This window comes from Leptospira noguchii serovar Panama str. CZ214, from assembly GCF_000306255.2.
GTDB lineage: Bacteria > Spirochaetota > Leptospiria > Leptospirales > Leptospiraceae > Leptospira > Leptospira noguchii.
Genome location: NZ_AKWY02000014.1, coordinates 45876 through 67286 on the forward strand (window position 1 = coordinate 45876; position 21411 = coordinate 67286).

A 21411-nucleotide genomic window follows, 5' to 3' on the forward strand; every position below is an offset into this window, starting at 1 on the left:
CTGGCGCTTTTTAGTACAAGTTTTTTACTCTTTTTTCTCCTTACGTCGAACTCACGTTAAGTTACTACTCGGACGTATGAAGATAGTACCAAGTTATTAATGACCGAATTTGCAAAAAATAGCAGTACTTAAAAAATGCTGCAAATTCGCGATTTACGGCATTTTAGAGCAAGACCAAAATATTCAAATTTTTGAAACAATCAACCCAAGTATTCTATTTATGTGTCCGAGTAGTAAATGCTTTTTGAATAGGAAATAAGAAGAAAGTCACTTCAGTTCTCTAGGCTTTCGTAGAATTAAAATTAGACGACATTTTCAAAAAATTACATTACAGAATTGTTTTCCAAATTATTTTTTGCAATTGAACAAATGAAAGAAAAAATAGAAAAACTAAAAAAACTTTGTAACTCATTTCAAAGTAATATTAAAGAATATAAGAATAATAAATATGATGAAGCAAATACCCGAGTTGATTTTATTGATAAATTTTTCGAATGTTTAGATTGGGACGTTCGGAATAATTCAAATTATGCGGAAAGTTATCGTGAAGTTGTAAGAGAAGACAAAGTAATTATCGAAGGCAAGCCAAAAGCACCGGATTACAGTTTCCGTATTGGAGGAGTAAGAAAATTTTTTCTAGAAGCAAAAAAACCATCCGTAAATATAAAAGATGAGATTGAGCCAGCCTTTCAAATAAGACGTTATGGATATACTGCCAAACTTCCGTTATCAATTTTGACGGATTTCGAAGAGTTTGCAATCTACGATACAAGAATCAAACCTGAAAAAACGGATAAAGCTAGTGTCGGTAGAATATTTTACTGCACTTACGAAGAATATGAAAAACATTTTGAATTTATCTATAATACTTTTTCAAAAGAAGCAATTTACAAAGGAAGCTTTGATAAATATATCATTGAGAATAAAAATAAAAAAGGATCTTCTGAAGTTGATAAAGAGTTCCTTTCTTTAATTGAAGATTGGCGAGAGTCGCTTGCCAAGAATGTTGCTATAAAAAATAAAAATCTGGATATTTTTTCATTAAACAACTCGGTTCAGTTAATTATTGATAGAATCATTTTTTTGAGGATCGCGGAAGACAGAAATATGGGCTTCTCGCAGATACAAGTAAGAATAAAGAGGTTTACAAAAATTTAAACAAAATTTTCTTAAAAGCCAACGATAAATATAATTCCGGTTTATTTAAACCAGAGAAATGGATTTTTGATTTAGATATTGATGATAAAGTTTTTCAAAATATTATTAAAAGCTTATATTATCCCGATTGCCCTTATGAGCTCTCTGTATTACCTATTGAAATTTTAGGAAATATATATGAGCAGTTTTTAGGTAAAACGATACGTTTAACACCTTCACATCAGGCGAAGGTTGAAGAGAAAGAAGAAGTAAGAAAAGCGGGTGGAGTTTACTATACTCCACAATACATCGTACATTATATTGTCCAAAATACAATTGGCGAAAAGCTTAAAGATGTCGACCTATACAATCATCCGAAACTAACCGTTTTAGACCCTGCCTGTGGATCGGGAAGTTTTTTAGTTGGCGCATATTCATTTCTCTTAGATAAATATCTAGAAAGTTATACCGATAAAAAGCGTTTAGATAAATCTCTAAAAAACGGGTTGGTTTATCAAGTATCTCAGAACGCGTATCGTTTAAGTATAGGAATTAAACAAAACATACTTCTCCATCATATTTTTGGTGTGGATATTGACAGCCAAGCAGTCGAAGTAACAAAACTTTCCTTACTCTTAAAGCTTATGGAAGATGAAAATTCGGAAAGCGCGGATAGACTTTTCAAACATAGCGATATTAAACTTCTTCCTGATTTACATAATAATATCAAATGCGGAAACTCTCTGATTGGTTCTGATTTCTACGAAGAAAAAGATCTTTCTTTATTTGGTAAAACGGAACTTAGAAAAGTAAATACTTTCGACTGGGAAAAAGAGTTCGTGGATGTTTTTAACGGCGGTGGCTTTGATTGTGTAATCGGAAATCCGCCGTATGTAAGACAAGAAACATTAGGAGAAGAATTTAAACTATATGCAAAAGATCATTTTAAAGCAACTTTTTCGGGAACGGCAGACTTGTATGTATATTTTATCGAAAAAGGGTTATCTCTTTTAAAAAAAGACGGCTTCTATTCTATCATTGTTGCTAATAAATGGATGCGAGCAAACTACGGAGAAGCCCTCCGTAAATTTTTAAAATCAAAACGGATTTTTGAAATCATTGATTTTGGTGATTTACCTGTTTTCAAAAGCGCAACCACTTACCCTTGTATTATAAAATTAAATAATGATAAACCCCAAAATATAAAAACAGTTCAAGTAAAGGATTTAGACTTCGGTTCTTTGCAAGAACTTGTAAAGAAGGAAGCATACAAAGTCGATTGGAAATCTCTGGATGATAAGGGTTGGTCTCTATCCAATCAAAAAGAATCCGCACTTCTCGAGAAAATTAAAAAAGCGGGAATTCCACTTGGTGAATACGTAGAAGGAAAGATTTATAGAGGTGTAGTAACCGGGCTTAATGAAGCTTTTGTAATTGATGAAGAAACGAAGAATAGGTTAATCAAAGAGGATAAAAAATCTGAACAAATATTAAAACCGTATTTAAGAGGAAGAGATATTCAAAGATATTCGATTATCTCAAATGGTCTATGGTTAATATTTACATTGAGAAATACTGATATATCGAAATATCCTGCAATAGAGAAACACCTTAATAAATTCAAACAATCTTTAATGCCTGGAGTTAAAGGTGGACGGGCGGCAGGTTCTTATCCTTGGTTTGCGCTTCAATCTTCTCCGTCATTTGAAGATGAACTTAATAAGAAAAAAATTATTTTACCCGCAATTGTTAATAAAGCAGCGGCTGCTTATGATGAAGTCAGATATTTTGGAAATGATAAGACTACTTTTATTGCTTCAACAGACTTAATATTATTAGCCATTTTAAATTCGTCATTAATAACTTACTTTTATAAAAATATTGCTTCCACAAAACAAGGAGGTTACTTTGAACAAAAACCGATGTACATTTCTCAAGTTCCAATTCCTAAATCTCCCGCTTTAAAGCCAAAAGATAAAGTCATCTCTCTCGTTGAGCAGATGTTATCTTCACAAAAAGAATTACAGTTGGCTACTAACGACTCCGACAAAAAACTCTTTCAACAAAAATGTGATTTGGTAGATAAGCAGATCAATAAACTAATTTATGAATTGTATGGACTTAATGAAGAAGATATTTCAATCATTGAGAACAGCATTTAACGGCGACGCTGTGGGATTCGTTTTCTAACTGCAGATTCAAAATTACGGACAGCTTCGAGAAATCTACTTTGCTGGATTATTTCCCAGAGTTGGTATCTAATGAGTTATCCGTAGATACTCCGATAATACTCTCATATAAAATTAACAAAATATTCAATTTTTTTAAATATCACAGGTTGATCGACTCTCTTAAGAGAAGGGATTAAAAACTAAACGCGCTCGTCAAAATACATACTTTTACAATGAAGAACAATTTGGGACTGGAAATATTTTTTTTTAAACCGTATGTTGTGAACCGAAATATAAACTCCATATTTATAAGTGAAATAATACAAAAATTTCCCCATCTTAACGTAAGTTCGGTGTAATAAAATTAAATTTTTTTAAATTAGTACGCCGGCATAAAATTCTATCTCTTCGGTTTCCAAAGATTCAAAATGAAATAGTAGTCTTATTTTTTACACAGAACTAATAATTTTTGATTGTTTTTAAAATAATAAGTGTAAATATTATATGTATACTTATTATTTAAGGAGCCAAGGGAATGATTTCAAAAAATTACACGATTACTACAAAAGAAATTACTCAAGAACAAATTTGGAAATTGATGTCGAATGTAAACGAATGGAAAAACTGGGACAAATCGGTTGAAAACGCAGAATTACACGGCGACTTTAAGACAGGAGAATTTTTTACTTTAAAACCTAAAGGTGGTCCAAAAGTGAAAATTCAACTTGTAGATGTCAGACCTGAATATTATTTCAAGGATTTTACTAAATTTCCATTTGCTAAGATGTTTGGTGAACATATCTATGAAAATACTTCCGAAGGTTTAAAGTTGACTGTGACAATGAGTATAAGTGGTCCTCTTGCATTTTTTTGGAATATAGTAGTGATGAAAAATATTGTGGATCATTTACCTCAAGATTTGAAAACTCAAATTATTGAAGCTAAGAAAATAGAATGTCGAAGAAAAAATTAAAAGAAAAAAAAATCAGTAAAAAAACTTTCAGTGTAAACAAAGCGGAAGATAGCTCTGGCTTTTTACTTTGGCAAGTAACTAGCCTTTGGCAAAGAGGGATCCAAAAAGTTTTGAGTCCATTGGATCTAACTCATTCTCAGTTTGTACTACTGGCTAGTATGTATTGGTTGCAACTTCATATGGAAGATGTAACACAAGTTAAACTTTCGAGACATACAAAAATTGATCCGATGACTACTTCGAGTGTGTTAAGAACATTACAATCTAAAAAATTAATACTACGAAGAGAACATTCCACAGACACGAGGGCTAAAATTGTGGAATTAACAGAAGTAGGTAAAAAAGTTACTCAGAAGGCTGTTAAGCTTGTGGAAACTTTTGATTCTAATTTTTTTACTTCTGTAGATAATGAAATTGTGGATTTCAATTTGAAGTTAAATATACTTATAGAAAATAATTTTTCTTAAATACATTTTCTATAGAATCTAAAACAACTACTGCATTTAGTAGTAAGTTCAATTTTTCATTTGATAGTTGTATTATTTATTGTAATTTGAATATTGCGGTAAGGCCTACGTCTAAAGCTGATACTTTGAAGTTTATCAAAATTTTGAGTATATATATGGATCAAATATTTTTAGTTGAAACTATAAAAAGGACGATTGGACAAAAAAGGATTTATTATGGGAAAATATTTTATAGAAATATAGGTGTATTTAGTTATTTCGTTCAAGTAATATCGCGTTGAACTCAGCAGAACGCGCTCTATGGATCGCGTTCTATATTGTAACTAAAAACAAAATATCGTATTAATTTTTTTTCATGCAATTTATTTACTAGAGTTGAGTCCGGCTGTCTGTGATAAACCGAATTCGCCCAAATTTTATTACGCAGAATTTACGTTATTGAAGTGTTAAACTATTGGTTTGGGTGTTTTGTTTTATGGCTCTGAGTAAAGTTATTAAAGAAATATATTTTGACTTGCTTCTAATGATCCTTGGAACATTGAGCAATTTTCTGGTTTGGAATTCGGAAATTTTATTTTTATCAAAAATCGGGTTGATGAAAAATGAGACTCATAGGAGTATCCGTGAAACTGTGTTAAAAAACATTCTATGAATAGTTATATCAAAAAATTAAGATATATACTTCCCGTTTTTTTATTAATCTACGTTTTGACTTTGATTTTATTTTTATGCGCGCGTTGGTTGTTGACCATTCGATACGATATCTTAGATATTAACGAAGAAATTTGGAGCTTTGCGCTGCCTATGTCTTTACCTTGGATACCTATATTGATATGGTTAAGACCTAAAATGCGAATTTTACGTTTTAAAAGTAAGGGTGGTAATGGATCTTTTTATCTCCAACTTATTTCGGTGCTTACAATTGCTGTTTCTCTTATGGTTGCTGAAAGTTATTTAATGACGGCAACAGGAAAGTTGAATATTATTTCTAATATTCAACAAATCAAAAATACTTCTAAGGATCGTTATTTTAAGCTTATGAATTTTTCTGTAGATCCTTCCGTTGCTGGTGTTTCTGCTAATGTTGAAGTGAGTGGAAAATATAATGAAAACTTAAATTTGGAGTTATTTATTGGGATTCCTTTTTTACCGGAGGCTAAAAGTTTTAATGAAGAAGAATATAAATATTGGTATGGAGTTAAATTTAAAAAACAAATCAGCAATAAATTGAACGATGAAGAAAAGGAAAAGCTATACACAGACTTTTATGAAGAATCTATGGAGGCTATGGGAAGATACAACTATTATTCTTTGGACCATTTTGAACGTACTCCTACTTCTGATGATAGAAGATACTTTTTACAAGCAATTGAATCGGTGATCAAACAAAAACCGGATGGTAGTTACGTCGTTTTGGAGCCGATAAAAGAAAAATTTGAAAACAAAAATGAAGGTAAACTTGCTTGGATTTTTGGAACTTTTGCAATCGGAGCCGTTATTTTATCGATCCTATTAATATTCCCAGGTTATAAAAAAGTTGTTCCACAAAAAGACCACTCCCTAAAAGAAATTCTAGAATGCTTGTATCCTAAAGGAAATCATTTCGTTTCATCTATATTATTAGATTTAAATATTTTAATTTTCTTAATTATGGTTTTTTCGGGAGTTCATTTCTTTTATCCGGATGGATTGCAGCTATTAGATTGGGGGGCAAACCGGAGAATTGAAACCTTAGGCGGTCAATGGTGGAGGCTTTTCACCAGCATGTTCCTTCATTCGGGAATTCAACATTTAGTTTTAAATGGATGTGGACTTATTATTTCGGCACTTTTTGTAGAACCGGTTTTGGGGCGTATCCGATTTTTAATTCTTTATATTGTTTCCGGACTTTGTGGGAGTCTGGCTAGTATTGTTTGGTATCCAAATACAATCAGTATAGGAGCTTCCGGAGCAATCTTTGGAATTTACGGAGCGATCTTAAGTCTTTTACTAAGGAACGTGTTTCCTAAGGAAGATAAAAAAACTATTCTGATTATGGTAGGAACGGCCATAACGATCAGTTTGTTTTGGGGATTGTTTGGTGGTATTGATAACGCAGCTCATATTGGAGGGCTTGTAGGCGGAACTATTTTGGGAATCATTTTGTTTCAATTTGGCAAAATGGATCGAAGAAATATAGATAACAATCTTTTTGAATAGATTTAATGTACTTTTATTATGGTAGTCATACTGTGATTTTATCATAAAAATTTACTCTAAACCATTTCAAAAATACTTTATCTTTGCTTAAAATGCCAAATTCTAAGATATTTTTAGGGTAGCTTGTATTATAATTATTATATTTGGATTGGAAGCTTTTCTTAAATTTAAAAATTGTACTGATTCATTCTAAGTAAATACTTAGTTAAATCTTTTATTGGTTTGTTATATAGAATATTTTAATTTTCTAAATCTCTATAAATTAGAGTTGTTGAAAAATTCCATAGTTGCAGTTTAACAAAACTGCTTCAATCGACCGCTTCCATAAAACAAAAACAGATGGAGAATTCATTTTTTAACAACTCTAATTTACGTTTTTTATTTCTAATTTAAAAAAATTGTTTTTATAAGTGAAAAGGATTTTGTAAAACTTATCGGTTATTTATATAAAATGAATTTTTAATCTGATTTTGATTTTACTGATTTCTATTAAATTACTACTCGGGCGTATGAAAACGATACTAAGTTCTTAACGGTCGAATTTGGAAAAAAATAGAGGTATTTAAAAAACAAAGCAAATGCGGAATTTGCGACATTTTAGAGCATAACAAAAACATTCAAATTATTGAAACAATCTAATCTAAGTATTCTATTTATGTGTCCGAGTAATAAGTATCGTAAATTTTTATTACAAAGCACTATTTCAGCGTAAAACATTGAGACTTTATTTTATAGTTCTATGTGAAATGAAAATTTTACCTGTAAATTTGATTTAAAACTCACTATCTTTAGATTTTATAACGATTTACAATGTAATCTCGTTTTTTTAAACGTTTGAAGGATTGTGTTCTGGAAAACTTATTCTTTTAAAAAGTATTTTCTATTTATAAAATTAAATGGCTGCTAATTTTTATAAAATTGAGTATCTTAAGTTTTTGTCGCAAAGTTTTATTCCAAAGTAAAACATTGTTACTTTGGAATATAGTTATGAGTAGAAAATAGTTCTTAAAAAAATAGGATTCGACTCTTGTGTTTGTATCCCTGTTTTATTGCAGGCATGGGTTTTAAACTCAGTATTTTGTTTGTTTGCGCTGAAATTAAAAACTTAACACGTTGTTGTTGTGATGTAGATCGTTTTACAAATGCCGTCTTTCTGCTTTCTTTGTTCTTTACGAGCCGCTCGAAATGTCTTGAATTCCTGAAAAGTAGGTGAAAACTGTCCAATCAAAGCGTCAGCTCAACTCAACAAACGTAAATTGATTGTATGTCCGGAAATGATAAAAAAATCTTAGAGCAAAATTCTCACGGTGAATTTGAACTAACGGCTTACGGAGAGTTCTTAAGTTATTTCCATACTCATATTCAACTTTTTAACGGTCTTATCTCTGGTAAAAAAATTTCTCCAATAGACCAGGAAGCTCTTAAACAAAAAGTACGTTCTTATATTGTAAGTAATATCCAAAAGACGGAGCAATTTTTTGATCACCTTCCTAAATTTGCAGAATTTCTAGGAATGTCCCAACCTGATCTTTCCGCGTTTATGACGAAAAACTTCATGAACACACATGCGGGGATCAAAAACAAACTTATCGAACAAGAAAAGACAAATATAGGTAAACCTAAAAAGAAAAAGTATGCTCGCATTTCGGAAGAAATTTTGGAAACGATCGGAGAATTGGTTCCTCCAGGTAAAAGGTTTATTGGAATGGAAGGTTATGTAGTCTTTAGAGACGATGCGACCGGAAAAGATCTTGAACCTTCTACCTCCTCTTTTGCAGAAGCGTCTAAGCAGACGAACACGCCGGATGTTGTTAAAAAGACTGCACCACAAGCTTCTTCCCCTGCTGTGCCTTTGAAAAAGCAGCCAGAGAAATTGATTCTCACCGAGATCTTGGAAAGATTCGGTTCCGAGTTTTCTGGAAAGGTTTTAGAATTAAAAAAGGAAGAGCTTGAGGAAGCGGATATAAACAATCAAATTTCGGTTAGTGGTAACGAAGAATTGTTAACCGAAGTGGAGGATCTTCAATTTGAAGGTTTTGAAGATCCTACATTTTTAGAAGATACTTCGGTTGAACCAGAAGAACCTCCTGTGAATATTCCGTTTTCTAAATATATGGAAAGTGTAAATCGTGTTCGACAGTTTCAAAAAGACGGCCAACCAGACGCTTATAAAAAATGGGTAATGTCTCTTCCGCCGGAACTCAGCGCGCTTGTTCAGCTTCATTCTTTTGTTTTGAAGGAAATGAAGAATGAACCTTTGGATTGGAATTCTACCATTTCCTCGATTTCTTCTCGAATTGGATTAACGGAGAAAAGACTTTGGAAAGTCTTGGATTTGACTCGTATTTTTGCCGAGCTTAGGGCGGGTTTGGAAAAAGCTTTTGTATCTTCTAAAGCCGCTGGTCCGGGAATGGAAGAACTTGTGAAAAAAGCCTGGCCTCACATTCTTAGAATTTTCGAAGAATACCCAAATACTTCTTCTCTGCGCCAAAAACTGGATCAACTCTTTACTAAAATCCCGGATGCAACTCAGAGAAAAAAACTTTCCGATCTTTTCCTTCCTCTTCTTGAAAAACTCTGATCGAGTTTTTTTATACTAATTAACGTGAGTTCAGCGTAAGGAATTCATGATCCATTTTTTTGAAAAAAGTTAGGATCTGAACTTTATGGATCAATTCCTAAAATGTGGGAACTCATACTGTTTAAAAATTTGTAATGTGACTTAATTTGTGGGAACTACTGCAAATCACGATTTTACAGACAAATTCTAAAATTGCATATTTTTAGAAAATTCTTTCTTCTGACGCCGAACTCACGTTATTTAGAAAGCATTCAAAATAGAATCTGATTCTAACTTTGTAATAGTTCCCACATTTGGAGAAGTGGGATTTCTAACTTTGTGCGAGTTCCCACAATCTCAAAAGGGAAAATGATCTGGAACGACATTTTCAATTGTGTTATACTCAGGAGTGAGAAAATTTTTTAAAAAAGAAGGATCCAACGAAGAACGTGGTTCCGTCTTTACAGGTAGAGTTCCGACAGATTCTTATTTCAATCCAGTCTTTTAAAAGAATGTTTTCAATTTACTCAACTCTCAATTTATTGGCTGTAACTGGGGAATTTTGCTGAAATTTCGACCATAGACGAACCCGACGATTATGGAAACCAGGGAAATTGGATGAAGAGGGATCTGGCAGATGAACGATCTAAAAGAACAATTACAACTTCAAAAATATCTGGAAGAAAATGGACTCTATGAAAAGTCGTTCGAACATGATAACTGTGGAGTGGGATTTGTTGCTTCCTATCAAGGAGAAAATAGTCATAGAATCGTATCTATGGGGCTTAAGGCTGTAGCCTGTTTGACTCATAGAGGCGCGGTAGATGCTGATATGATTACCGGAGACGGCGCCGGTATCATGATCCAGATTCCCAAAAAGTTATTTGCCACTTACATCGAAGAAATGGGCCACAGAAGACCCGACGAAAATTCTATCGGAGTAGGGATGATCTTCCTTCCTAGAGAAGACATAGATAAACAAGATATGTGTCGTAGTCTCGTAGAGTCCGCGCTCATGGAATTCAACTTTAAACTTTATGCATGGAGATACGTTCCAGTAAATCCGGAAGTACTCGGACCTAAAGCAAATCAGTCCAGACCTCAGATCGAACAGGTTCTTATAGGCAAACCGGAAGGGATGTCAAACGAAGACTTCGAAACCAAATTATTTCTAATTCAGAAAAAATTGATGAGAGACGCGGATCGTCACTCTCTCGCGGGAGATCTTTATATTTGTTCTCTTTCTTCCGAAAGAATTGTTTTTAAAGGATTATTCAACGGAAATCAAGTTTCTCAGTTTTACGAAGATTTAAATTCGGAAGAGATGGTTTCTCCCTATTGTATCTTTCACCAAAGATATTCTACAAATACGTTTCCTTCTTGGGCTTTAGCACAACCGTTTAGAATTCTTGCACACAACGGTGAGATCAATACGATTGCTGGAAATAGAATTTGGATGCTGGCGCGCGAGGAGGAACTAGAATGTAAAAAATGGGGAGAATACCAAAAAGAAATTCATCCGATCATTCGCCCTCACATGAGCGATTCTGCAAGTTTGGACAACGCGATGGAAGCAATCGTTCGTTCGGGTAAGGACGTTCTACAAGCCAAAGCGATGTTAGTTCCGAATGCCTGGTCTAAAAACCTGACTATGTCGGAAGAGTTGAAAAGTTTTTACGAATATAATAATACCCTAATAGAGCCTTGGGACGGTCCTGCTGCTCTTGCGTTTGCGGAAGGAGATTGGATTGGGGGCGCGTTGGATAGAAACGGACTCCGTCCCGCACGTTATGCGGTTACGGAAGATGGTCTTTTGGTGATGGGTTCGGAAGCCGGACTTGTTCAAGTTGAAGAAGAACTTGTAACTAAAAAAGGACGTCTTGGTCCAGGAGAAATGATCGGAATCAATCTTAAAGAGAAAAAACTTTATTATAACGAAGATATTAACTCTCTTTTTGAAAAGAAATATGACTATAGAGAATGGTCCAAAGAAAACGTTTCGTATCTCAATCAAGATTTAGATTCTTCTATCAATGAAACGATTACTTATAAAGGTGATGATCTGAGAAGAAGACAGATCTTATTTGCTTATTCTCCTTTTAAACAAAAATCGGTGATCAAACCACAGGCGCATCTGGGAAAAGAAGCGATTAGTTCTATGGGGGACGATACTCCTTTATCCATTCTGATGCTTTCTAGAATTGGTCTTTATACTTATTTCCGTCAGAGATTTGCTCAAGTAACCAATCCACCGATCGATTACATAAGAGAAAAAGGTGTCACTTCTCTTTACACTCGTCTTGTAAAAAAGATGAATTTGTTTGGGGATGAAAAACCTCAGAACTGTTTGGTACTTTCTCATCCATATCTTACTAATTTGGATTTAAAAAGAATCCGAGAGATGGAAGGCAAACCATATAAAATTTTAACGTTAGACGCAACTTTTGAGGCGCATCTGGAAACGGAGTCAAGCCAAAACAGAAATTATCTAGAAACCGCTTTAGACACGCTTTTAGAACAGGCTCTTAAGGCTGCTACCTCTGGAACGAATATTCTGATTCTTTCCGATAAGAAACTTTCGAAAGAAAGAGCACCTATTCCAATGGAGCTTGCTGTGGCAGCGGTTCATAATCATCTGATTCGAAACAAAACTCGTTCCGCCGTTTCTATTTTGGTAGAGACCGGATCTGCATTCGAAATTCATAATGTGGCAGTATTACTTGGATATGGAGCTTCAGGGGTTAACAGCTATTTGATTTGGGACACATTATTTGACCTTTGGGAAAAAGGAGAATTTGACGAAGAAGACGGAACTCGTCCAGAGTTTCATAAGATTTGTGGAAATTATCGTTACGGTGTAGATGACGGTCTTCTAAAGATCATGTCCAAAATGGGAATTTCCATTCTATCTTCTTATGTTGGAGGTCAGGTTTTCGAAGCAATTGGTCTTTCTAGAACTCTTGTTTCTAAATATTTTCCCGGAACGTATTCTCGAATTTCTGGAATTGGAATCGGAGGAATTGAACAAAACATTCTCCGAAACCACGAACAAGCTTTTTATAAGGAAATCAATCCGGAAGATTTTATTTCCGAGAAAGACGATCAACCTCATCGTTGGTCTCCTAGAGTTGTTAAATTTTTAAGAAAGGCAGCAGTTGATAATGACTACGAAGCTTTCAAAGAAGCCACCAAAATTCTGAAAGAAAGTGATCCGATCAACATAAGGGATTTATTTGACTTCGTTGCCAGAAAACCGATTCCGATCGAGGAAGTAGAAACCGTTACTGAAATTCAAAAACGTTTTTTAACTCCGGGGATGTCTCACGGTGCGCTTTCGATTGAAGCTCATACAGATCTTGCGATCGCTATGAATCGGTTAGGTGCTAAGTCTTCTTCGGGAGAAGGTGGAGAAAATCCTTCCCGTTATGTTGTGAATGAAAAAGGGGATCTTGCTAATTCTTCTATTAAACAAATCGCTTCGGGTAGATTTGGTGTTACTTCTGAATATTTGAATTCTGCGACTGAGATAGAAATCAAAATTGCACAAGGTGCAAAACCGGGAGAAGGTGGTCAACTTCCCGGAAAGAAAAATAACGAAGAGATTGCGACTAATCGCCATACTCCGATGGGAATCGATCTGATTTCTCCTCCTCCTCATCATGATATTTATTCGATCGAGGATTTGTCTCAACTTATCTATGATTTGAAGATGGCTAATCATAAGGCACAAGTTTCAGTAAAACTTGTGTCCGAAGCAGGAGTGGGTACGATCGCCGCAGGTGTTGCTAAAGCGAATGCGGATGTAATTTTAATTTCCGGTCATGTTGGAGGAACGGGAGCGGCTCCGATCACTTCGATTAAGTATGCTGGTTCTCCTTGGGAACTTGGTCTTTCCGAAACACATCAAGTTTTAGTAATGAACGGTCTGAGAGATAGAGTCGTTCTTAGGACGGACGGTGGTATTGTATCTGGAAGAGACGTGATCATTGCGGCTTGTTTGGGAGCGGAAGAATACGGGGTCGGAACTGCGTCCCTTGTTGCATTAGGTTGTATCATGGCTAGAAAATGTCATTTGAACAATTGCCCTACGGGGATTGCGACCCAAGACATCAAGTTTCGTGCAAAATACAAAGGATCTCCGGATCAACTTGTAAATCTATTCACTTGTCTTGCGTTGGAAGTAAGAGAATATCTTGCGGAACTTGGATTTAAGTCCATCGACGAAATTATAGGTAGAACCGATCTTTTAAAACAAATCACTCGTTATGAAAGGGATCGTTTGGATTCTCTTGATCTCAATCCGATTTTAGTTCGTCTGCCTTTGTTTTACGATCCTGCAAAACAGAAAAAAGACAGATCGATTCGTAAAGAGCTAGTCGGAGAAATTCTGGACGATCGTATCATCAAGGACGCAGAAAAAGCTCTCGAAGGAAAATCTTCTATGGCTCTTTCTTACTTGGTGCGTAATACGAACAGAACCGTAGGAGCAAAAATTTCTGGTCTGATCGCTAAAAAATATGGATCGAAAGGTCTTCCTGGAAAACTCGAAATCATTTTAGAGGGAACCGCAGGGCAGTCGCTAGGAGCCTGGCTTGTTAAGGGGGTTCAGATCACCTTACACGGAGATGCGAACGATTACGTCGGTAAAGGTCTTTGTGGAGGTGTGATCGTGATTAAAAAACATCGTAAGTCTAAGTTCAAAGCGTATGAAAATACGATCATAGGAAACACTTGTCTTTACGGTGCAACTTCTGGAAAACTTTTTTGTTCTGGAAGAGCGGGAGAGCGTTTTGGAGTTCGTAACTCTGGGGCCGAGGCAGTTGTGGGCGGAGCCGGAGATCACTTCCTCGAATATATGACCAGCGGAACCATTGTTTGTCTTGGCAGTGTTGGTAAAAACATGGGAGCTGGTATGACCGGAGGGATCGCGTATTTTTTTCAAAAAGGATGGGAAGTGGAACCTCTTTTGAATAAAGAATATGTGAAAACCGTGGGTCTGGAAAACGAAGATTACGAAGTGATCAAAAATCTAATTTCTGAACATTCTAAATTGACCAGTTCCGACCTTTCCGAAGGAATTTTAAAGGATTTCGAAACGAACAAAAATTATTTCATAAAAGTTGTTCCGAAATAACATTACAACAATTGAATGATCGTTTTTCTTAGAAAAAAAATGTAAGGAAAATAATAAAATATTAATTTACATTTTCATAATTAATGCGAGTTCGACGTAAGAAAATTAGGGTGAATAAAAAACTCAGGTGCAACGACTCCCTGAACGCCGACCCATAGGTAGGCGTTCAGGGAGTTTCCTGGGTCGTCGTCGCAGCTCGCAAATTTCATAGTTAAAATGGCTCACGACCTAACGTTGCGACAGCAGGCAGCAACGTTTTGAGTTTCCCGAGCGACCGTAGAAGCGAGACGCTGAGTTAACGCGATCCGTAGAGAGCCATAACCTTACCCACAAGTATTTGGATCTCAATATTAAATCTGTGGGAATTACGACAAATCCTCTGTAAAACTAAGTTCCCACCCTAGAACGCGATCCGTCGAGAGCGTCTGCTGAGTTTTCCCACGTTTTTGGTGGGGGTAACTCAATAAATTGCTTCCCATGGGTCGCAATTCAGGTGGAGAAGTTTGGAAGACTTTTCTCTATCAGAAAAACATACTTTTTGCAAGTAAAAAGACTCATTCTTGTCGGAACACTTGAAAAATGTGTGTTTTTGAGCCTAAAACGCGACCTGTCGAACGACCCATGGGGAGTGAGACGGGGCTGAGTTCGATTTTGATTCTAAAATCCTATTCAACTTGCGGGTAAGGTTATGGTAGAGAGCGTTTTACTGAGTTCTTTTCGATCCAATTCCTTCGGAATTTTTCAAACTTAGGTGCTGCTCTTTGTGGATCGCAGCATAATAATCGCTTTCGCATTTGTTATGCCGAACTCACGTTAAAATAGTAAATTATTTTTCTGTGAATGTGATTTGATTTGATTCTGAAAAAATAAAAAATTAGAGTTTGTCTTAAAACCTATCGAACGCGGATTTTAGAAAATGCGATTTTGAGTCTCCACAAAAATGTGGGAACTACTGCTTTTTTAAACGATGAGAAAACGTATAAAAGACAAAAGATCGTAAGAAGAAACATAACTTGTGAGAACTCATGCAAATTTCCTTTGAGATTTTGGGATAACTCTTAGGAATATGTTACAAAGATGCGCGTATAAATCGTCAACTGATGTCTATGGCGTTTAATGTGAAGCTGGCCATCTAACGCGCAATTGATAGCTTAAAAAGAATGAGGTAGTTTATGAAAAAAATAAAAACCAACGGAATATGTGCTTATTGTAATAAAGAAATACCGAAAAATTCCGGATCAATCAAAACACATATCTCAAAATGTGATGGTAAAAACAAAACGAAGAAGAGTAAATCCTTTCGTTATATGATTTTGCTCATTGAGGGAAAGTATAATCCCGAATATTGGCTTGTAGTTAAGGCAAAGCCCGATACTTCCTTAAAAAAAATAGATTCGTTCATAAGAGATATATGGGTTGAATGTTGTGATCATTTGAGTGCTTTTGCCGAAGGACGTAACGATGATATTAAAATGGGGAAAAAAATCGAACAAGTTTTTGAAAAAGGTTTTAAAGTGGATTACGTATATGATTTCGGATCATCCACGGAATTATCTTTATCGCTAATTGATGAAATTGAAGATGAAGATGAAAAGGATATTAAAATAATATTTAGAAATAAGGACATTGATTTTAAATGTTCTCACTGTGACAATAATGCGGTGATGATTTGTCCATTTTGTATCCATAACGAATCGGGTTTTTTATGTAAATCTTGTATTAAAGATCATGAATGTGTTGAAGAAGAAGGGGAGGATTTACTTTTGCCTATTGTAAATTCTCCTAGAGTGGGAGAATGCGGATACACTGGGTATCAGGATAAAGACGTAAAAAGATATTTTCCGAAGGCAATATTTTAAAAAAAAATCTTCAGGTTCAGACCCCAATTTTTTTCAGAAAAATGAATTATAAATTTCTTCACAAACTCACGTTAAATAAAAAGAATTTTTGAGATCCATGAACTCGGACGACTTACCGATTTAAAAAGCAACTAACGTAATTTCGATATAACTATACGAAAGCGATTATTATGTTGCAGTAAATTCCAAAGCAATTATAGAGTGAAAAGAACTCAATGAAATGCTTTTTGCGAAAGCGTTTTGTTGAATTCGGGAAGTCATTGTATTGAGTTTTTGTAAATGCTCGGTTTTTCTTACACCGAATTTACGTAAGCTATGTTCCGAATGATTTATTTTTCAGAAGTTTCCGCAGTAGAAGCTTTTGATTGTGTCGTAGCCGCCGCATCGGCTATTTTCATCAGCCTGTCTATAATGTCATTTACGTTTACGCCGAACCTTTCGAAGATATGATTTTTTGCCAACTCGTAACGAAGAATGTCTATGTTCAGTTGAATTTTTGCCTGAGTGACTTGTAATTCGGATTGAATTACGTTGTCTAGGGCGTTTTTAACCGCAACCGCTGTAAATCTACCCTGACGAAAACGTTCGGAAAGACCTTTGTAGAATTTATTAGCTTCGTCCTTTCTTTTTTTAGCGCCTTCGAAAATATCTTTATCGGCAACGATGGCTGCATAACGATTTTCTAATTCTTCTTTGATAGAAAGTTTTAACTCTGCTTCTTTCTTTTCCAGGTTTTGGACATCTAATTTTGCGTTTCGAATGTCTGCCTTAATCCCTTTGTCCCAAAGAGGATAGGAAAATTGAAAAGCCGCGTATGCTTCCGGATATTTAAAAGAGGCAATTCCTCTATTTCCATCCGTAAGATTTTGCTGAGGAGAAACTATATTTTGTCCTCTTGTAGAATAAGCCCCCGAAAGTTTTAAAGAAGGCATGTCTTCCGCTTCTTTGATCTTAAGATTTAATTCTGCGATTTCTCTTTGTTTACGAAGATTTTTTAGATCGGTTCTATGGTCGAGTGCGTATAAATAATCTTTTTCTACATTAAAATCTAAAGGAACGTTTTCTTGAAGATCTGTAACCCCTTCGATTTTAGAAGAAGGATCCGCGTTTAAAATCCGAATTAGATTTCTTTCTGCTTCTTTGCGAGAAACTTTAGCTTTTTCTAAATTACCTGCAGTTTGTGATAAAATAGAATTCCATAGATTAACTTCAAAACCTTCCGAAAGTCCTAAGTTCCGTTTTCTAACGGTCAAATCTCTGATGTTTCTAGTATTTGATTCTAAATCTTGTAGGGTTTTTACGTTCGAATCGTAGATATTCAAACTCCAATATTGAATTAATGTTTGTGCTACAAGTTGTGAAAGTACATAGATCAATTCTTCTCTTTTGATCACTGTATTTTGTCTTAAAATGGCTTCTTTTTCTTTTTGAGTTTTTCCAAAACTATACTTTAAAATTTCCTGACTGAGAGTAATGGTCAAAGCCCCTGTATATAAAGGAGGAATTGCAAGTGATGCTAAGTTAGAGGGAGTTGTGCCTTGGTTTTCAAAAGCGCTCGTATCAAAACGAGTAGTACTCGCTTCTAATTTTGCATAGGTTCCGGTTTTAAAATTTTTCTCGATACCTACACTCAATCTATCTTGGCTTTGTTTGGTTCCGGCGAAGATGTTGTTTCTATTAGCAGGAAGAGTTGTCCTAAAAACGGTAATTCCTCCGACTAAATTCCAAGTAAATTGGGATTCGTTTTTAAGTTCACCACCATCCGCTTTTACATATTCCATCTTAGCATTTTGGATCGTAATGTTTTTTTCGAGAACATAATTGACTGCGTCTCTTAAAGTCAGTCTCAATATTTTTTTAGAATCGCCTAAATTTTCAACGGAAGATTTTTTATTCTCTTCTAAAATAGTTTCTTCCGGAAGGATGTCCTCACTCCAAGTAGGCTGAATTGTCGTGAGTAGAATGGTTCCGAAAACGAGAAGTTTTTCTAATGTACTTTTCTTTTTGTAATACATACAAATGCCTACTGAATGGACATGGTTGAATGTAGGAAGTTTTTTAGAAATCGAAAAATAGATTTTATGAGTCTAAAAGAGAACAATTCAATGGAATTCAATTCCCGTAATCCCAATCGACTTTCAAAAGAAAAAAGTCCTTATCTACAACAACATTCTTATAACCCGGTGGATTGGTTTCCTTGGGGTGAGGAGGCTTTCACCAAAGCAAAAGATCAAGATAAACTTATTTTTTTATCTGTCGGCTACGCGACTTGTCATTGGTGTCACGTCATGGAAAAGGAATCATTTGAGAACCAAAGTATCGCAGATTATCTCAATTCTCACTTTGTATCAATCAAAGTGGATCGAGAAGAAAGACCGGACATAGATCGGATTTATATGGACGCGTTACACGCAATGGAGCAGCAAGGAGGTTGGCCACTCAATATGTTTTTGACGCCTGAAGGAAAGCCGATTACAGGCGGAACTTATTTTCCTCCGGAATCCAAATATGGCAGAAAAGGTTTTTTAGAAGTTTTGAATATTATTCAGAAAGTTTGGACGGAAAAACGATCAGAATTGATTGCTGCGGCCTCGGAACTTTCTCAATATTTAAAAGATTCGGGAGAAAGTAGGGCGCAAGAAACAGATTTCACTTCTGCGAATTGTTTTGATTCCGGATTTTTACTCTATGAAAATTATTATGATTCTCAGTTTGGAGGTTTTAAAACCAATCAAGTCAATAAGTTTCCTCCTAGTATGGGACTTGGATTTTTACTTCGATATTATCTTTCTTCCGGAAATCCAAGGGCTTTAGAGATGGTGGAAAACACTCTTCTTGCTATGAAACGAGGCGGAATTTATGACCAAATCGGTGGTGGGCTTTGTCGTTATTCTACCGATCCAAGATGGTTGGTTCCTCATTTTGAAAAGATGCTTTATGATAATTCTCTTTTTTTAGAAATTCTTGCGGAGTATTCTTTGGTTTCGAAAAAAATTTCTGCCGAATCTTTTGCACTTGATATTGTTTCTTATTTACATCGGGACATGAGAATGGACGGAGGAGGAATTTGTAGTGCAGAAGACGCGGACTCTGAAGGAGAAGAGGGGCTTTTTTATATCTGGGATTTAGAAGAATTTAGGGAAGTCTGTGGTGAAGATTCTTTTCTTTTGGAAAAATTTTGGAACGTTTCCAAAGAAGGTAATTTTGAAGGTAAGAATATATTGCACGAAAATTTTCGCGGCTCTAATTTTACGGAAGAAGAATTCAAACAGTTAGATGGAGCTTTGGTGAGAGGAAAGACCAAACTTTTGGAAAGGAGAAGTAAAAGAATTCGTCCTCTTCGAGACGATAAAATTTTGACTTCTTGGAATGGCCTTTATATCAAGGCGCTCGTAAAAACTGGAATTGCGTTTCAAAGAGAAGACTTTTTGAAACTCGCCGAGGAAACGTATTCTTTTATCGAAAAAAATCTAATCGATTCTAAGGGTAGAATGTTGAGGAGGTTTCGAGAAGGAGAATCTGGAATATTAGGTTATTCTAATGATTATTCGGAGATGATCGCTTCTTCTATTGCTTTGTTTGAGGCTGGTAGAGGAATTCGTTATCTTAGAAATGCTGTTCTTTGGATGGAAGAGGCGATTCGTTTGTTTCGTTCTGCTGCGGGTGTGTTCTTTGATACCGGAATTGACGGTGAAGTTTTATTAAGAAGAAGTGTGGACGGTTACGATGGCGTGGAACCTTCCGCGAATAGTTCTCTTGCTCATTCTTTGGTTAAGTTATCTTTTTTAGGGGTGAGTTCGGAACGTTATCGTGAAATTGCAGAATCGATCTTTTTATATTTTAGAAAAGAATTATATTCTTATGCTCTTAGTTATCCTTATTTGCTTTCTGCTTATTGGTCTTACAAACATCATTCTAAGGAAATTGTTTTGATTCGTAAAAACTCAGAAACGGGTAAAGATCTTTTTGCTTGGATTCAGTCTCGGTTTTTACCTGATTCGGTTTTAGCAATTGTAAATGAAGATGAGTTAAAAGAGGCGAGAAAATTTTCTTCTCTTTTTGATTTCAAAGATAGCGGTGGAAATGCTCTCGTTTATGTTTGTGAAAATTTTTCTTGTAAACTTCCGATTGATAATGTTTCTGATCTTGAAAAATACGTGCAACTTTCTTAATTTAGCTAAGTTTTTAGTTTGGTGAATGTGAGTTTAAGGAAATTTCTCTGTAAAAAAACTAGAATGGAAACTCGCGCAGATTTAGATTTCATAGATAAACTTTCAGGAGTGTGGAAGCTCATATAATTTTAGAATTTGCTCGTAAAGCTTTGATTTGTAATAGTTCCTACAAATTAAGTCACATTACAAATTTTTAAAGAGTATGAGTTCCCACATTTTAAGAATTGATCCATAAAATCAGATCTTAACTTTTTTCAGAAAAATGAAAAGAAGAACATTAGAAGAAATTGTTTTGTTATGGGCTCCTGAAGATGGAGATAGATATGGCGAAGATAAGAAAAAGTTTATTCGTAAAAATAATTTATTTGAGATTATTGAAGAGAAATGTATTTTTACAAGAGTCTTTCCCTATTAAACATTGTCGCATTGCCTAATGTTTTTTTACTCTGTTCGAGACTCTCTGTTTCCACTCGAGCTTGTTCTGGTCTTTGCCACATTGTTTTGATGTTCTTAAAGTTGTTTTCTAAGTTAACCCATCGAGTACTGGTGTATCAGAACTGTGTATGTTAAAAAGTTTATGAAGTTATACGAAATATATAAGGTGGATGAAAAAACGAATTACTTTAAGTCACCTCTATAAAATCCAAAAACTAAATAACTAAAATTGAATGTAGGTATAAAATCTATGTTCTACGATTATCATCTAATAAAAAATTATTTTATAGAGGTTTTTTTTGGG

General features: G+C 34.9%; 9 protein-coding genes and 1 pseudogene. 9 read left to right on the plus strand and 1 reads right to left on the minus strand.

Annotation, left to right across the window (positions count from 1 at the left end):
- Positions 1 to 369: 369 nt before the first annotated feature.
- The 7 genes and pseudogenes from LEP1GSC059_RS05355 to LEP1GSC059_RS05385 all read left to right on the plus strand — a co-directional run bounded on the left by LEP1GSC059_RS05355 (position 370) and on the right by LEP1GSC059_RS05385 (position 16500).
- Positions 370 to 3299, plus strand: a pseudogene (locus tag LEP1GSC059_RS05355) (Eco57I restriction-modification methylase domain-containing protein).
- Between the two features lie 544 nt (positions 3300 to 3843).
- Positions 3844 to 4281 (plus strand): SRPBCC family protein, encoded by a 438-nt coding sequence (locus tag LEP1GSC059_RS05360; protein WP_004452162.1) that lies wholly within the window; start codon positions 3844 to 3846, stop codon positions 4279 to 4281.
- A complete protein-coding gene (locus tag LEP1GSC059_RS05365; RefSeq protein WP_020980424.1) occupies positions 4263 to 4748 on the plus strand; it encodes a MarR family winged helix-turn-helix transcriptional regulator in 486 nt (161 codons plus the stop codon). Before LEP1GSC059_RS05360 ends, LEP1GSC059_RS05365 begins: the two co-directional genes overlap by 19 nt.
- 648 nt (positions 4749 to 5396) lie before the next feature.
- Complete coding sequence (locus LEP1GSC059_RS05370; RefSeq protein WP_020980426.1) at positions 5397 to 6947, plus strand: rhomboid family intramembrane serine protease; 1551 nt, start codon at positions 5397 to 5399, stop codon at positions 6945 to 6947.
- Positions 6948 to 8211: 1264 nt separating this feature from the next.
- Positions 8212 to 9528 carry a hypothetical protein gene (locus LEP1GSC059_RS05375; protein WP_002177866.1) on the plus strand — a complete coding sequence of 439 codons (1317 nt, stop codon included), beginning with the start codon at positions 8212 to 8214 and terminating at the stop codon, positions 9526 to 9528.
- A 616-nt stretch (positions 9529 to 10144) separates the two neighbouring features.
- Complete coding sequence (gltB, locus tag LEP1GSC059_RS05380) at positions 10145 to 14641, plus strand: glutamate synthase large subunit (RefSeq protein WP_017215572.1); 4497 nt, start codon at positions 10145 to 10147, stop codon at positions 14639 to 14641.
- Between the two features lie 1172 nt (positions 14642 to 15813).
- A complete protein-coding gene (locus tag LEP1GSC059_RS05385; RefSeq protein ID WP_002177948.1) occupies positions 15814 to 16500 on the plus strand; it encodes a hypothetical protein in 687 nt (228 codons plus the stop codon).
- Positions 16501 to 16829: 329 nt separating this feature from the next.
- Here LEP1GSC059_RS05385 and LEP1GSC059_RS05390 read toward each other — a convergent pair whose 3' ends face one another.
- Positions 16830 to 18515, minus strand: coding sequence for a TolC family protein (locus LEP1GSC059_RS05390; RefSeq protein ID WP_002177848.1), 1686 nt, complete (start codon positions 18513 to 18515; stop codon positions 16830 to 16832).
- A gap of 21 nt (positions 18516 to 18536) precedes the next feature.
- On the opposite strand from LEP1GSC059_RS05390, the gene LEP1GSC059_RS05395 reads away from it, so the two are divergent.
- Positions 18537 to 20672, plus strand: coding sequence for a thioredoxin domain-containing protein (locus LEP1GSC059_RS05395; RefSeq protein WP_155243406.1), 2136 nt, complete (start codon positions 18537 to 18539; stop codon positions 20670 to 20672).
- Positions 20673 to 20934: 262 nt separating this feature from the next.
- Positions 20935 to 21087, plus strand: coding sequence for a hypothetical protein (locus LEP1GSC059_RS23580; RefSeq protein ID WP_002178013.1), 153 nt, complete (start codon positions 20935 to 20937; stop codon positions 21085 to 21087).
- Positions 21088 to 21411 lie beyond the last annotated feature (324 nt).